This is a genomic window from Flagellimonas sp. 2504JD1-5 (assembly GCF_053618295.1).
The window spans coordinates 1422085-1435599 of sequence record NZ_JBSIOU010000001.1 but is presented as its reverse complement, the minus strand read 5'-3'; the positions used below and the strand labels follow the sequence as shown (position 1 = coordinate 1435599).

The 13515-nt window shown below is 40.8% G+C and carries 11 protein-coding genes; 10 read left to right on the top strand and 1 reads right to left on the bottom strand.

Annotation, left to right across the window (positions count from 1 at the left end):
- Nucleotides 1-24 precede the first annotated feature (24 nt).
- Both ACULLG_RS06395 and ACULLG_RS06390 read left to right on the top strand, forming a co-directional pair.
- Nucleotides 25-930: a flavin reductase family protein gene (locus ACULLG_RS06395; protein WP_452125941.1), complete on the top strand. Its 906-nt coding sequence runs from the start codon at nucleotides 25-27 to the stop codon at nucleotides 928-930.
- Entirely contained in the window at nucleotides 930-2027 is a 1098-nt protein-coding gene (locus ACULLG_RS06390; protein WP_452125940.1) for a pyridoxal phosphate-dependent aminotransferase, read from the top strand. Before ACULLG_RS06395 ends, ACULLG_RS06390 begins: the two co-directional genes overlap by 1 nt.
- A 12-nt stretch (nucleotides 2028-2039) precedes the next feature.
- Here the strand turns inward: ACULLG_RS06390 and ACULLG_RS06385 are convergent, their stop codons facing one another.
- The gene (locus tag ACULLG_RS06385) at nucleotides 2040-4694 is read right to left on the bottom strand and encodes a DUF5916 domain-containing protein (protein ID WP_452125939.1); all 2655 of its coding nucleotides are present in this window, start codon (nucleotides 4692-4694) and stop codon (nucleotides 2040-2042) included.
- A gap of 246 nt (nucleotides 4695-4940) precedes the next feature.
- Between ACULLG_RS06385 and rplM the strand changes: the two genes are divergently transcribed.
- The 8 genes from rplM to asnS all read left to right on the top strand — a co-directional run bounded on the left by rplM (nucleotide 4941) and on the right by asnS (nucleotide 13513).
- Complete coding sequence (gene rplM / locus ACULLG_RS06380; RefSeq protein WP_452125938.1) at nucleotides 4941-5396, top strand: 50S ribosomal protein L13; 456 nt, start codon at nucleotides 4941-4943, stop codon at nucleotides 5394-5396.
- Nucleotides 5396-5782, top strand: a complete 387-nt coding sequence (gene rpsI, locus ACULLG_RS06375; protein WP_452125937.1) for a 30S ribosomal protein S9 — start codon at nucleotides 5396-5398, stop codon at nucleotides 5780-5782. The genes rplM and rpsI overlap by 1 nt, the downstream gene beginning before the upstream one ends.
- 241 nt (nucleotides 5783-6023) lie before the next feature.
- Nucleotides 6024-7178 carry a 30S ribosomal protein S2 gene (gene rpsB, locus ACULLG_RS06370; protein ID WP_452125936.1) on the top strand — a complete coding sequence of 385 codons (1155 nt, stop codon included), beginning with the start codon at nucleotides 6024-6026 and terminating at the stop codon, nucleotides 7176-7178.
- A 70-nt stretch (nucleotides 7179-7248) separates the two neighbouring features.
- Nucleotides 7249-8073 carry a translation elongation factor Ts gene (gene tsf, locus ACULLG_RS06365; RefSeq protein ID WP_452125935.1) on the top strand — a complete coding sequence of 275 codons (825 nt, stop codon included), beginning with the start codon at nucleotides 7249-7251 and terminating at the stop codon, nucleotides 8071-8073.
- 142 nt (nucleotides 8074-8215) lie between these two features.
- The gene (gene pyrH / locus ACULLG_RS06360; protein WP_452125934.1) at nucleotides 8216-8923 is read left to right on the top strand and encodes a UMP kinase; all 708 of its coding nucleotides are present in this window, start codon (nucleotides 8216-8218) and stop codon (nucleotides 8921-8923) included.
- A gap of 42 nt (nucleotides 8924-8965) precedes the next feature.
- Nucleotides 8966-9520 carry a ribosome recycling factor gene (gene frr, locus ACULLG_RS06355; RefSeq protein WP_452125933.1) on the top strand — a complete coding sequence of 185 codons (555 nt, stop codon included), beginning with the start codon at nucleotides 8966-8968 and terminating at the stop codon, nucleotides 9518-9520.
- 75 nt (nucleotides 9521-9595) lie between these two features.
- Nucleotides 9596-11992: an efflux RND transporter permease subunit gene (locus tag ACULLG_RS06350; protein ID WP_452125932.1), complete on the top strand. Its 2397-nt coding sequence runs from the start codon at nucleotides 9596-9598 to the stop codon at nucleotides 11990-11992.
- Between the two features lie 87 nt (nucleotides 11993-12079).
- Nucleotides 12080-13513, top strand: coding sequence for an asparagine--tRNA ligase (gene asnS, locus ACULLG_RS06345; RefSeq protein WP_452125931.1), 1434 nt, complete (start codon nucleotides 12080-12082; stop codon nucleotides 13511-13513).
- The last annotated feature ends 2 nt before the right edge of the window (nucleotides 13514-13515 follow it).

Sequence of the window (13515 nt, the reverse complement as noted above, 5' to 3'; positions counted from 1 at the left end):
ATTAATAAGTAATTGACCTAACATATGACGAAGACCATCAACCCTTCCGAAATTCCACAACCTGATTTGCATGCCTATCTGCTTTCGGCGGTGGCGCCGCGGCCCATTTGTTTTGCAAGTACTATTGATGCAGAGGGCAATGTAAATCTGAGTCCCTTCAGTTTTTTTAATGTGTTCAGTTCCAATCCGCCCGTCATGATTTTTTCTCCGGCGCGAAGCGGAAGGGATAATTCGCTTAAACATTCACATCAAAATGTAAAGGAAGTGCCAGAGGTGGTCATCAATATTGTGGATTTCCCTTTGGTTGAGCAAATGTCACTTTCGAGCACCGCCTATGAAAAAGGGATTAACGAGTTTGCTAAATCCGGATTAACGGAGGTGCCTAGTGAAAAGGTTCGACCTCCGCGCGTGGCAGAAGCGCCGGTTTCCTTTGAATGTTCGGTTACAGAAATTATTGAACTGGCGGATACCCCAGGAGCGGGGAATTTAATTTTCGCCAAAGTTGAGCTTATCCACATCAATGCTGAGTTTTTGGACGAAGAAGGAAAACTGGACCCTCTAAAATTGGATTTGGTGGGCAGAATGGGTGGTAGCTGGTATACCCGAGCAAGTGGAGATTCGCTTTTCGAGATTCCAAAACCCATCCGAACTAAAGGTATTGGCGTAGATCAGCTACCTGAAGGAATTCGAAATAGCACCATCCTGACCGGAAATAACCTGGGCCGACTGGGAAATATGGAACAGCTCCCTAACAATGGTGAAGTAGAAGCTATTGCAAACGATGATGAAATTAGGATGCTAATCAAAAAACTCAATGGCAATCCCGAGAAACTAAAAAGAGAACTACATTGGGTAGCGCAACAGGTTTTAAATGAAAACGACACCAAAAAAGCGCTATCCATATTAATATATGCCGAACAATTAAGTTAATGAGCAAGGAAATCGAATCTATTTTCAAATCTTATTTACAGCCTAAAAAAGCTTACGAAGGTGGCAAGGGCATCCCATCTGATAGTGGACAGAAAATCTACAAACTTTCTTCCAACGAAAATCCGTTGGGGCAATCCCCACTGGCTACGGAAGCTTTGATTGCCGCCGCCAAGAATGTCCATATTTATCCCGACCAAACCGATATTCGCTTGCGAAAAGCCCTAGTTGCGGATTTCAAAGGTGAACTCTCCGTTGACCAATTCATCTGCGGCAATAGCGGTTCGGAAATTATTGATATGATTCTCCGTGCCTTTATCAATGAAGGTGACGAGGTCATTTTTTCCAATCCATGTTTTTTGCCCTACTCCGTTTTTTCAAGATGGTACGGAGGCAAGCAAATTGATGTTCCCTTAAGGGAACCCGATTATTCTTTGGATGTTGAAGGAATCTTGGGAGCCGTATCGGACAAAACAAAGGTTGTCTTTTTGACCAGCCCGAACAATCCAACCGGAACCTATATTCCAAAAGCTGTTCTGGATGATTTCTTGGCTCGAATCCCAAGTAACATTGTTGTCGTTCTAGATGAGGTTTACCGTCATTTTGCCGATGCAGAGGATTATGTTTCGGGTCTATCTTATGTAAAAGACGATCATAACATCATTGCAATCAATAGTTTTTCCAAAACCTACGGTTTGGCAGGACAACGGATTGGCTACTGTTATACCACATTGACAATTGCCCAGTATCTTAGGCAAATACACAAACCTTTTTTATTGCCACACACCTCTACGGAAGCGGCGATTGGAGCCTTGAACGATGTCTCATTTATTCAGGATACCGTCAAAACCGTGTTGGAGGGACGGGAATTTCTATCCAAAGCATTTGATAGACTCAGCATAAAATACTGGCCTACACAGGCCAACTTCTTTTTGGTTGACCCACCATTGCCGGAATTTGAGTTCACCGACTTCTTAATGAAACAAGGTATTATGGTGAGACCCGTATCCCAATTTGGAGCACCCGGAAAAGTGCGTATTACCATTGGAGACCAAGAAGCTAATGATGCTTTAGTGAGGGCACTTGAAAAACTTCCATAAGCTCTTACCATTTTATAGCACAAATCGGTAAGTTGCCTTTAACAGGAAGATATTCTGGGGTTTTTGCCCAAATATATTGTCTCCTAAACTAGATAATAACCCATCCGTTGGATCTCCATTTTGTGAAACATCTTGGGACCAAACCAGAAAGATTTCGGACCCGGGAATGTATTCCCAACGAATTACCAAATTGGAGCGAAACTGTACAAATGAGAAATCGGGGTTATCAAAACTAAAGTCTTCTACACCGTTTAAATCTTCATCTATGGAGTAAGTGTCATCGGCAAAAGCAACCTGGTTGCCCCCATAAAGTTGAATCCTATCGTCAAACCTTTTTGCTATCGGGTTTACAATGTGTTTAAAATTGGAATATCGGCCTCTTGAAATAAAGGGTTGGCCCCAATATTGAATGGTCAAGTTGGGATTAATGGTATAATTCAATCGAAAAGACATACTCAAAGTTCGTTGTTGAATCTGCCCATTAAGGTATCGTGGTGACCCATTAACATCATCAAAATTATTAATGAACTGCAGCTTATCGTTATTAGTACTTAAGGATGGAAAAGCAGAAACGCGCAAGGCGTTTATAGGCTGATAGGTTACTCCAGCTTCCACATAGTAGAATCGGTATGAATTGTCAAAAGCTTTGTTGCCTCTTTGAAACATACTAAAACGCAACTTCTTTCTTCGGTCTGTACTAACACTGTTCCACAGATTGATTCCAGAAGATTGTCTCAACCTTGGACCTCCCCTTAGCGCAAAATTGGAATATTGTATCGGGGAAACGGTTGCTCCCAAATTGGAAAACCAGTTTTTTTTCCAGTTTTGCCAACTATTGGTGTTAAACCTAAGCACATTGTGGTTGCCGTTGAAGTCCCAAGCACTCCAGTGATTGTAATTGATTCCTACTCTTCTAAAGGTACTATCTGGTTTCAAGGTTTGATAACCAATCCATGTATAGTGTCTAATGTCATCAGCCTGTCGCTGAAAACCAATATCGTTCAATTCCAGCTCAGGAGAACGCCATGTTGCACCTGATTCAAACTTCCAATGTCCATTACCTACTTTTCCGATTTGAACGTTTCCTCCACTACCGGCCAACGAAGTTCTAGTAGAATCCAATGCTACGTGATCAGCACCAACACGTTGAAAAAGGTGAGTTATGGACTCTTGCGTATTTTTTATGGCTTCTTCGCTCCCACTTACATGGCTGAAAGTAATGTTGCCGCCAACATACCAGTCGCGTTCGTTCCATTGGTGTTTAAAATCCACTCCTCCGGTAAAAGCGGATTTATGTAGAAAATCCAATTCTTGGGTCAAATTATCACGATTTGTAGCAGTGAAGATTCCTCCGATATAGGAATTTCGATTATTGAAATCTTTTTGAAGCCTCCCTACAAAGTAATTGGTCAAAGGCTCTACTACTTCTCTCCGCTCATCACCAATCTCATTTCGTATAAGTGCGTATTTTTTTGCCGTAACACTTTCCAAAACTCCTATTGCCCAACCATCTTTTGTTTTACCGCTAAACTTTGCTGCACCAATAATGGGTGTATTGTCCGGTTGATCCACAAATTCACCATCGATGGTGTTGGGTGAGCCTTGCGGACTTCTTCCAATCCGTCGGGAATAGAATATATTGTCAAAACCAAAAGTATCTCCTGCCTCTGAGCGTGACACCCTAAAGTCGAAAATGTTTTTGTTCTCCACAAAAAATGGGCGTTGTTCCCTAAAAAATATCTGAAACCCGTCCAAAGCAATGGCAGAGGGGTCCGCTTCCACTTGTCCGAAATCTGGATTTACTGTCAAGTCCAAAGTCAAGTCATTGGTGACCCCAATTTTAGCATCAAGTCCCACCGTAATATCATTTTCATTGCCATCCCTAAAGGGATTTCCATCTTCAGCTTCATAGGTTTCGGCACTTGTAACCGTATATGGCTGTATCTCCAACTGGTTTTGGGGCTCTATGTTTTTCAGTCCGTGCAATTCCCCAAATTCACTGACCCAACCCGGTGTATCAATTGGTTTTCGCTGCCAGAGCGATCGTTCCTCGGCCCTAAAAAATCTCCGTGTTGATTGCAATCCCCAAACTTGTTCATCTTCCTTTCCAAATTTCAGTTGGCTTAAAGGAATGCGCAATTCTGCCGTCCAGCCCTCTTCATCAATATTGGTTTTGGTATACCATATCGGATTCCAGCTTTCGTCCCAATTGTTTCCATTGTTGGAAACAAACTCATCTCCTTTTACCCCGGCCGCTGTTACACTGAAGGAAAAGGAGGTTCTCTTATCATGGTAGCTATCAATATTGAATTCAATCCAATCGCCTTCAAAACCATCTCTTCTGGACAACCTTTTAACGATTTTATCTGGTTCAGAATCATAACATCGTACTCCTATATATAGGTTCTTGCTATCGTAAACAATTTTGAACTTGGTCTGATGGCTTGGCGGTGTGTTCTCGTCAGGTTGAAATTCGATATAATCCCCGGCCCACTCCACCAAACCCCATGCCTCATCACTTAAAAGCCCATCGACCACTGGAGCTGGTGCCTGATCTATTGATTTGGTCACATAAATCTTTTTGCGCACGACCTCTTTAGAATCTTGTGCTTTTATAGTAATATTTATAAAGAAAATAAGCGTGAAGAAAATGATTAGGTTTTTCACTTTACTCGTTTTTTGATTTGATTAGCCACATTAAAGACCAGCAAAATTCCAAACCGTTACACTCTCTACGGATTTTCACTCGTTTTTAACAGTTCCTCTTCCAAAAACCATTCTGAAATTTTAACTTGCGCCGCTGAATGGAAAAAGTAAAAAAATTCCAAATCAACCATTTGTAATTCAATCTAATAATTGTACATTTGCAGCCCGTTTAGCGGGATAGGTTTTTAAATCAATAATATTCTAGAAGTGGACACATTAAGTTATAAGACTATTTCTGCCAATAAATCAACCGTTGATAAGCAATGGTTGTTGGTTGACGCCGAAGGACAGACGCTAGGAAGATTGGCATCAAAAGTAGCCAAGTTGCTTAGAGGAAAACATAAGCCCAATTTTACTCCCCATGTTGATTGTGGCGATAATATTATCGTTATCAATGCGGAGAAAATCAATCTGTCTGGCAACAAATGGGATGATAAGGAGTATCAAAGGTACACTGGTTATCCAGGCGGACAACGCTCCACTTCTGCTAAAGAATTGTTGGAAAAGCACCCAGAGCGAATTATAGAGAAATCCGTTAAGGGAATGCTTCCAAAAAACAAATTGGGAGCCGATTTGTTCAGAAACTTAAAGGTTTATGCCGGTTCTGAGCACGGTCAAGAAGCACAAAAACCAAAAGCAATAAACTTAAACGACTACAAATAATGGAAGTGGTTCATAAGATTGGTAGAAGAAAAACTGCTGTAGCAAGAGTATACCTTTCCGAAGGAAAAGGGAACATTACCATAAACAAAAGAGATTTAAAAGATTACTTCACAACTGCCACCTTACAGTATAAGGTAAAGCAGCCTTTTGCATTGACCAACACGGAAGATACGTATGACGTTAAGGTCAATGTTTATGGAGGAGGAATCACTGGTCAGGCCGAAGCTGTTCGTTTGGCATTGTCTAGAGCAATGTGCGAAATAGATGAAGAGAACAGAACGGTTCTTAAGCCAGAAGGGTTGTTAACTAGAGACCCAAGAATGGTGGAAAGAAAGAAATTCGGTCAAAAGAAAGCCCGTAAGAAATTCCAGTTCTCTAAACGTTAATATTATATCGGATTTATTTTCGGTATCTATTATAAAACATCCTAGACTGGTTTTAGGATAAAGTTCATTGAAAACCCTGAAAAAATTTCAGGGTTATATTTTTAACCAAGTTGTCGTTGTTCCAAAGAGCAAAAAATCGGCTTTTTGGAATTTAGTTTAGCATCTAAATGGGTAGGGCGCGCAAATTTTGCAACCACCGATCCATTGCTACTACAACGGAACGTAAACTAATTACAAAAAAATGGCAAGTAAAATTGAAGTCAAAGACTTATTGGAAGCAGGTGTACATTTTGGACACCTAACAAGAAAGTGGAACCCGAACATGTCTCCTTATATCTACATGGAGCGTAACGGAATCCACGTAATCAATCTCTACAAGACTGTAGCAAAAATCGAAGAAGCCAACGAGGCGCTTAAAAAGATTGCTGCATCCGGAAGAAAAATTCTTTTCGTAGCCACAAAAAAACAAGCAAAGGATATTGTTGCTGAAAAAGTATCCAATGTGAACATGCCCTACATCACTGAAAGATGGCCAGGTGGTATGTTGACCAACTTTGTAACCATTCGTAAAGCGGTTAAGAAAATGGCTGCTATCGATCGCATGAAGAAAGATGGTACATTCAACACCCTTTCTAAAAAGGAAAGACTGCAAGTTGACCGTTTGCGTGCGAAATTGGAGAAGAACTTGGGTTCTATAGCTGATATGACTCGTTTACCAGGAGCAATTTTTATCGTGGATACTATGCGTGAGCACATCGCGGTAAAAGAAGCCCAAAAATTGAACATTCCAATTTTTGCGATGGTAGATACCAACTCCGACCCAAGACCAATCGATTATGTGATTCCCGCAAATGATGATGCCGGAAAATCGATTGAGGCGATTATGACAGAAGTCACCAAAGCGGTAGCTGAAGGTTTGGCTGAACGCAAAAGTGAAAAGCAAGAAGAAAAAGGCGCAGAAGCCAAAGAAGCTCCAAAAAAGGAAGCTCCTGCTAAAGAAGCAGCTGCTCCCGCTAAAGCTGAAACAGCTCCTGTAGCTGAAAAGCCTGCTAAGGAGGAAAAATCAGAAGCTGCCCCTAAAAAAGAGGAAGCACCAGCTGAAGAAAAGAAAGAAACCAAAGCCAAAAAGGCTGAAACCGGTAAAGCTGATGATCTAACAAAGATTGAAGGAGCTGGACCAAAAGCAGCCGAAGCATTGGTAAATAGCGGTATTGACACTTTTGCAAAATTGGCAAAAGCTGATCCCGAAAAAATCAAAGAGATTTTGACCGAAGCTAGTTCAAGAATGGCTCATTTAGATCCTACCTCATGGCCAAAGCAAGCCCAAATGGCTGCCGATGGTAAATGGGATGAACTAAAAGAATGGCAAGACAACGCCAAAGGTGGTGTTGAATAACCAAAACTGATTTAACATAAACAAAACACCCATAAGTGTTTTCCTTAAAATAATTTTAAAAAGAGAAAAAATGGCTAAGATTACCGCCGCAGAAGTAAATAAATTAAGAAAGGCCACCGGAGCCGGCATGATGGATTGCAAAAATGCTTTGGTAGAAGCAGATGGTGATTTTGACAAAGCAATAGAAATCCTTAGAAAAAAAGGACAGAAAGTAGCTGCAAAAAGAGCAGATAGAGATTCCTCTGAAGGTGCTGCTATCGCAAAGGTAAACGCTGATAATTCTGCTGGGGTTATTATCTCGTTGAATTGCGAAACAGACTTTGTAGCGAAAAACGAGAGCTTTGTTACTCTTGCGAACGATTTGGCCGACCTTGCCCTAAGTTTCGACAATAAGGATGCTTTCCTAGATGCTTCATTCAATGGAATGACAGTTGCGGAAAAACTTACCGAGCAAACAGGTGTAATTGGTGAGAAAATTGAAATCGGTGGATTTGAAAAATTGAATGCCCCTTTCGTAGGTTCTTATATACACGCTGGGAACAAAATTGCCACTTTGGTTGGTTTATCAGCTGCTGTTGATGGAGCTGCCGCTGCCGCCAAAGATGTTGCTATGCAAGCTGCCGCAATGAATCCTGTTGCTTTGAATGAAGAAGGTGTTGATCAATCGGTTATCGACAAAGAAATTGAGATTGCCAAAGATCAATTGCGTCAAGAAGGTAAGCCAGAAGCAATGTTGGATAATATTGCCAAAGGAAAATTGAAGCGTTTCTTTAAAGACAACACTTTGGTTAACCAAGCTTTCATCAAAGACAGCAAGCAAAGTGTCGCTCAATACGTAAAATCTGTAGACTCCAGTTTGGAGGTTACCGGATTTTCCAGAGTTGCTTTAGGGTAACCATAAGTATATCAAAACTTTAAAAAAACCATCCTATATAGGATGGTTTTTTTTGTTCATATATTCTTCAAAATCATCTTGAATTCAGACAATCAGTCGTAAATAATTTTGATTATTTTTGTCCGGACTTCAACATATCTCAATGCAATACAAAAGAATTTTACTAAAATTAAGTGGAGAAGCCTTAATGGGCGAACAGCAATATGGCATTGACGCCAATCGCCTATCTGAATATGCGGAGGATATCAAGGCCGTTATCAATAAAGGCGTTGAAGTCGCTATTGTAATAGGCGGGGGAAACATTTTCAGAGGATTGTCAGGGGCCGGACAGGGAATGGATCGGGTGCAAGGAGATCATATGGGGATGCTGGCCACAGTAATTAATGGCCTGGCATTGCAAAGTGCATTGGAACTGAAAGGTGTGGAAACCAGATTGCAATCTGCAATTAAAATCAATGAAGTTGCCGAACCCTTCATTAGAAGAAGAGCCATTAGACATTTAGAAAAAGGAAGGGTCGTGATTTTTGGTGGAGGAACCGGAAACCCTTATTTCACTACCGATTCTGCCGCAGTGCTCCGAGCCATTGAAGTAAAGGCCGATGTTATCCTAAAAGGAACGCGGGTTGACGGCATATACACATCGGACCCAGAAAAGGACAAGACAGCCACCAAATTTGACACTATTTCCTTTAATGATGTGCTTTCAAAAGGGCTTAAAGTAATGGACACAACTGCTTTCACCCTAAGCCAGGAAAACGAACTTCCCATTGTTGTTTTTGACATGAACACCAGGGGAAACCTTATGAAAATAGTTTCAGGAGAGAATATAGGAACCGTGGTCAATGTTTAAATTGGCATATAGTTTGATTGCAGCAAATTAAAGTTTTAAAATATGGAAGAAGAAGTAACCTTTGTACTAGATAGCGCCAAAGAGAGTATGGATGGTAGTATTTCCCATTTGGAAAAGGCTTTGGTAAAAATTAGGGCTGGTAAAGCAAGCCCGGTAATGTTATCCACTGTAATGGTAGAATATTATGGCTCCCAGACCCCGCTTTCACAAGTTTCCAATATTAATACACCAGATGCCCGAACCATTTCCGTGCAGCCATGGGAAAAAAGTCTTCTGTCAGAAATAGAAACGGCAATAATGAATTCCAATTTGGGCTTTAACCCAATGAACAATGGGGAAATGGTCATCATCAATGTTCCACCGCTTACGGAAGAACGACGGGTTCAGTTGGTAAAACAAGCTAAATCTGAGGCCGAAGATGCCAAAGTAAGTATTAGAAGTGCCCGACAGGAAGCCAACAAAGAGCTTAAATCCCTGGACATTTCCGAAGATAGACTAAAGAATGCGGAAGTTGATGTTCAAGATCTCACCGATACCTACAGCAAAAAAGTAGATGCGATTTTGGGAATCAAGGAAGCCGAAATAATGAAGGTATAATCTTACGGTAGATCAACCTGCATTCCCTAGGAACACAACCGATCATTTTCTACCTTTGCGCCCAATAAAACCCGTATGGTAGCTAAGCTAACTAAAGGATTTTGGCCAAAGGTCGCTCGCGTAATTTTAAGAAACAGAATTCTTATTCTGCTTTGCGTAGCTGCGGTTACGGTTTTTTTAGGCCTGCAATGGAAACATATGCGATTTTCCAATACTGAGGCCAATATACTTCCCGATGATCATCCTGCCACAATCCAATACAATACCTTCAAAAATATTTTTGGCGAAGAAGGCAATGCAATAGTCCTTGGAGTTCGCGATTCCTCCTTGTTCACTCCAAGCAAATTTAACCGTTGGAACAAACTGAGCAAACAGTTGGAGGCTTATCCCGAAATTGACTTCGTTGTATCTACTGACAACCTAAAAGTTTTGCTAAAAGACAATGAGCAGCAGGCTTTTATTATGGAGCCACTCATAAAAGAAGCTCCAAAAACTAAAAGTGCGGTGGATCAAATCAAAGATCATCTTTTCAATGAACTTCCATTTTATGATAATCTTATCTACAATGCAGAAAGCGGAACCATCCAGACAATTGCTTATTTAGATAAGGACATCATGAACACCACGGTTCGAAATGAGTTTATTTTGAATGACCTAGCCGATTTGGTCGAGAACTTCGAAGAAGAGACCAATCTTGATGTTCATGTTTCCGGAATGCCCTACATAAGAACATGGAACGCCAAGGCTATAGTTGATGAAATCGGATTGTTTGTTGGTGCGGCCCTTCTAGTAACTTCAATTATTTTCTTTTTCTTTTTCAGGAGTTTCCGCGCCACTTTGATCTCTATGTGCGTAGTAATTATTGGCGTGATGTGGGCCTTGGGATTTTTAGGTTTGTTTCAATTTGAGATTACTATCCTTACAGCATTGATTCCTCCCTTGATCATTGTTATTGGAATCCCTAACTGTGTTTTTTTGATAAACAAATATCAGCAAGAGGTTAAAAAACACGGAAATCAAGCACTTTCGCTGCAGCGGGTCATTTCAAAAATTGGAAATGCCACCTTGATGACCAACATTACCACAGCATCAGGATTCGCCACATTCATAATTCTGGATAGTGACCTTTTGCGAGAATTTGGTATAGTAGCCTCGGTCAACATCTTGTTCATTTTCATATTATCCTTATTAATAATCCCCATCCTCTATAGTTTTATGCCGCTCCCCAAAACGAAGCATTTAAAGCATCTAAACAAAAAATGGATCGACCTGTTTGTCAATTGGATGGAGCGCATGGTCAGGCATCATCGAATCGGAGTTTACATTACCACCGTTGTAGTCCTGATCCTTAGCATTATTGGGATTTATCAAATCGAAATCACCGGTAGTCGCATCGAAGACCTGCCAAAAGACACCCATTATTTTAAGGACATCCGCTTTTTTGAAGAGGAATTTGATGGCATAATGCCCATGGAAATCGTGGTCGATACAAAACGAAAAAATGGAGCCTCAAAACCTGCAACCTTAAAGCGAATGGACCGGTTGGGTGAAGTAATTGAAGAAATTCCAGAACTCTCGAAACCTGTTTCATTAGTGAATTTGGTCAAATATTCCAAGCAAGCATTTTACAACGGAATTCCCAAATATTATCAACTGCCCACTTCCCAAGAGAACACCTTTATCATGGATGTTGCCCGCAAATCGGAAAATGATGGTAATCTTTTGGAAAGCTTTGTCGACAGTACCGGTCAAACCGCTCGGGTAACTACATTTATGAGAGATGTAAAAATTGACCGAATGGAAGAAATTGAAGAAGACATTCAGCAAGCCATCACCAAAATCTTCCCCTCTGAAAGGTTCAATGTATTTATGACCGGAAAAGCATTGCTTTTCTTAAAAGGAACCAAGTATTTGGTAAAAAACCTTTTGCTTTCACTTGCACTGGCCATTGGTTTGATCTCTCTATTTATGGCCTACTTGTTTCGTTCATTCCGAATGATTGTTATTTCTCTTATACCAAACCTTTTACCTTTGGTAATCACAGCTGGACTCATGGGATATTTGGGTGTTCCCATAAAACCTTCCACCATTTTGGTATTTAGTATCGCCTTTGGCATCTCGGTTGATGACACCATTCATTTTTTGGCAAAATACCGTCAAGAACTGGCCACACACAAATGGCACATAAAAAGGTCCGTTTATGCTGCACTTCGAGAAACGGGAGTAAGTATGTTTTATACTTCCATTGTGCTTTTCTTCGGGTTCTCGGTTTTTATCATTTCAAGTTTTGGGGGTACCAAAGCCTTGGGAGGATTAGTCTCGGCAACGCTACTTTTTGCCATGCTTGCAAACCTAATTCTGTTACCATCACTATTGCTTTCGTTGGAAAGAAATATAGCCAACAAACAAGTGCTCAAAAAGCCACAGATCAATATTTTACCAAAAGAAGAAGTAGGCACCAAGGATAAATAGCTTCTTTACCCACTAAATATACCTTCGGAATGCCTTGATTTTTTATCAAAAAGCTATCTTTACCGCTTAATTTTAGGACAAATTAAAATGAACTCTTATTCCATAAACGAACTGCTCAAAAAGCAACCTGTAGGAGAAAATGTAGAAGTGAACGGATGGGTAAAAACCTTCCGTAGCAACCGTTTTATCGCATTGAACGATGGTTCCACCATTCATAATTTACAATGCGTGGTTGACTTTGAGAATTTTGATGAGAGTTTGCTTAAGCAAGTATCCACTGGAGCTGCCTTAAAAGTTAAGGGAGCACTGGTAGAAAGTCAAGGACGAGGACAGAGCGTTGAAATTCAAGCTACCGACATTTTTGTTCACGGTACGGCGGATCCAGAAACTTATCCTATTCAACCCAAAAAGCATTCGTTGGAGTTTTTGAGGGAAAAAGCACATTTACGGGTTCGTACCAATACGTTTTCGGCGGTGATGCGGGTTCGTTCCGCTTTGTCATTTGCTATCCATAGCTATTTTCAGCAAAATGGGTTCTACTACATGCATGCTCCCATTGTTACGGGATCGGATGCGGAAGGAGCAGGTGAAATGTTTCGCGTAAGTACCTTAGACCCCAAGAACCTACCATTAAATGACAATGGCAATGTGGATTACACCCAAGATTTCTTTGGAAAGGAGACCAACCTTACAGTTTCCGGGCAATTAGAGGCTGAAACCTATGCCATGGGCCTAGGTAAAGTATACACCTTTGGACCAACTTTTAGGGCCGAAAACTCAAATACCTCGAGGCACTTGGCTGAATTTTGGATGATAGAACCAGAAGTTGCCTTTAATGACCTGGATGCCAATATGGATTTGGCCGAAGACTTTATCAAATCCATTATTGGTTATGTGCTTGAAAACTGTCAAGATGACCTGGACTTTTTGGAAAAACGTCTTTTGGATGAGGAAAAATCGAAGCCTCAAAATGAGCGTTCGGAGATGGCCCTTATTGAAAAGTTGAAGTTTGTGGTCGACAACAACTTTAAACGCGTCACTTACACAGAGGCTATTGATATTTTAAAGAACAGTAAGCCCAATAAGAAGAAAAAATTCCAATTCCCGATCAATGACTGGGGCGCAGATTTGCAGAGTGAACATGAGAGATTTTTAGTGGAAAAACATTTTAAATGCCCTGTTATCCTTTTTGATTATCCAGCTAACATAAAAGCATTTTATATGCGATTAAATGAAGATGGAAAAACGGTTAGGGCCATGGATGTGTTGTTTCCCGGTATTGGAGAAATTGTTGGAGGTTCGCAGCGTGAAGAGCGTTTAGAGGTACTGCAGCAGAAAATTAAAGATTTGAACATTGATGATAAGGAGTTATGGTGGTATTTGGATTTAAGACGTTTTGGAACTGCTGTTCATAGCGGATTTGGCCTTGGATTTGAACGAATGGTCCAGTTTGCCACCGGAATGGGCAACATTAGAGATGTAATACCATACCCCAGAACTCCACAGAATGCCGAGTTCTAAAT

Coding starts and splice junctions, on each gene's coding strand:
- rpsB (WP_452125936.1), top strand. CDS start 6,024: ATGGCAAGTAAAATTGAAGTCAAAGACTTATTGGAAGCAGGTGTACAT.
- asnS (WP_452125931.1), top strand. CDS start 12,080: ATGAACTCTTATTCCATAAACGAACTGCTCAAAAAGCAACCTGTAGGA.
- pyrH (WP_452125934.1), top strand. CDS start 8,216: ATGCAATACAAAAGAATTTTACTAAAATTAAGTGGAGAAGCCTTAATG.
- tsf (WP_452125935.1), top strand. CDS start 7,249: ATGGCTAAGATTACCGCCGCAGAAGTAAATAAATTAAGAAAGGCCACC.
- ACULLG_RS06350 (WP_452125932.1), top strand. CDS start 9,596: ATGGTAGCTAAGCTAACTAAAGGATTTTGGCCAAAGGTCGCTCGCGTA.
- frr (WP_452125933.1), top strand. CDS start 8,966: ATGGAAGAAGAAGTAACCTTTGTACTAGATAGCGCCAAAGAGAGTATG.
- ACULLG_RS06390 (WP_452125940.1), top strand. CDS start 930: ATGAGCAAGGAAATCGAATCTATTTTCAAATCTTATTTACAGCCTAAA.
- ACULLG_RS06395 (WP_452125941.1), top strand. CDS start 25: ATGACGAAGACCATCAACCCTTCCGAAATTCCACAACCTGATTTGCAT.
- rpsI (WP_452125937.1), top strand. CDS start 5,396: ATGGAAGTGGTTCATAAGATTGGTAGAAGAAAAACTGCTGTAGCAAGA.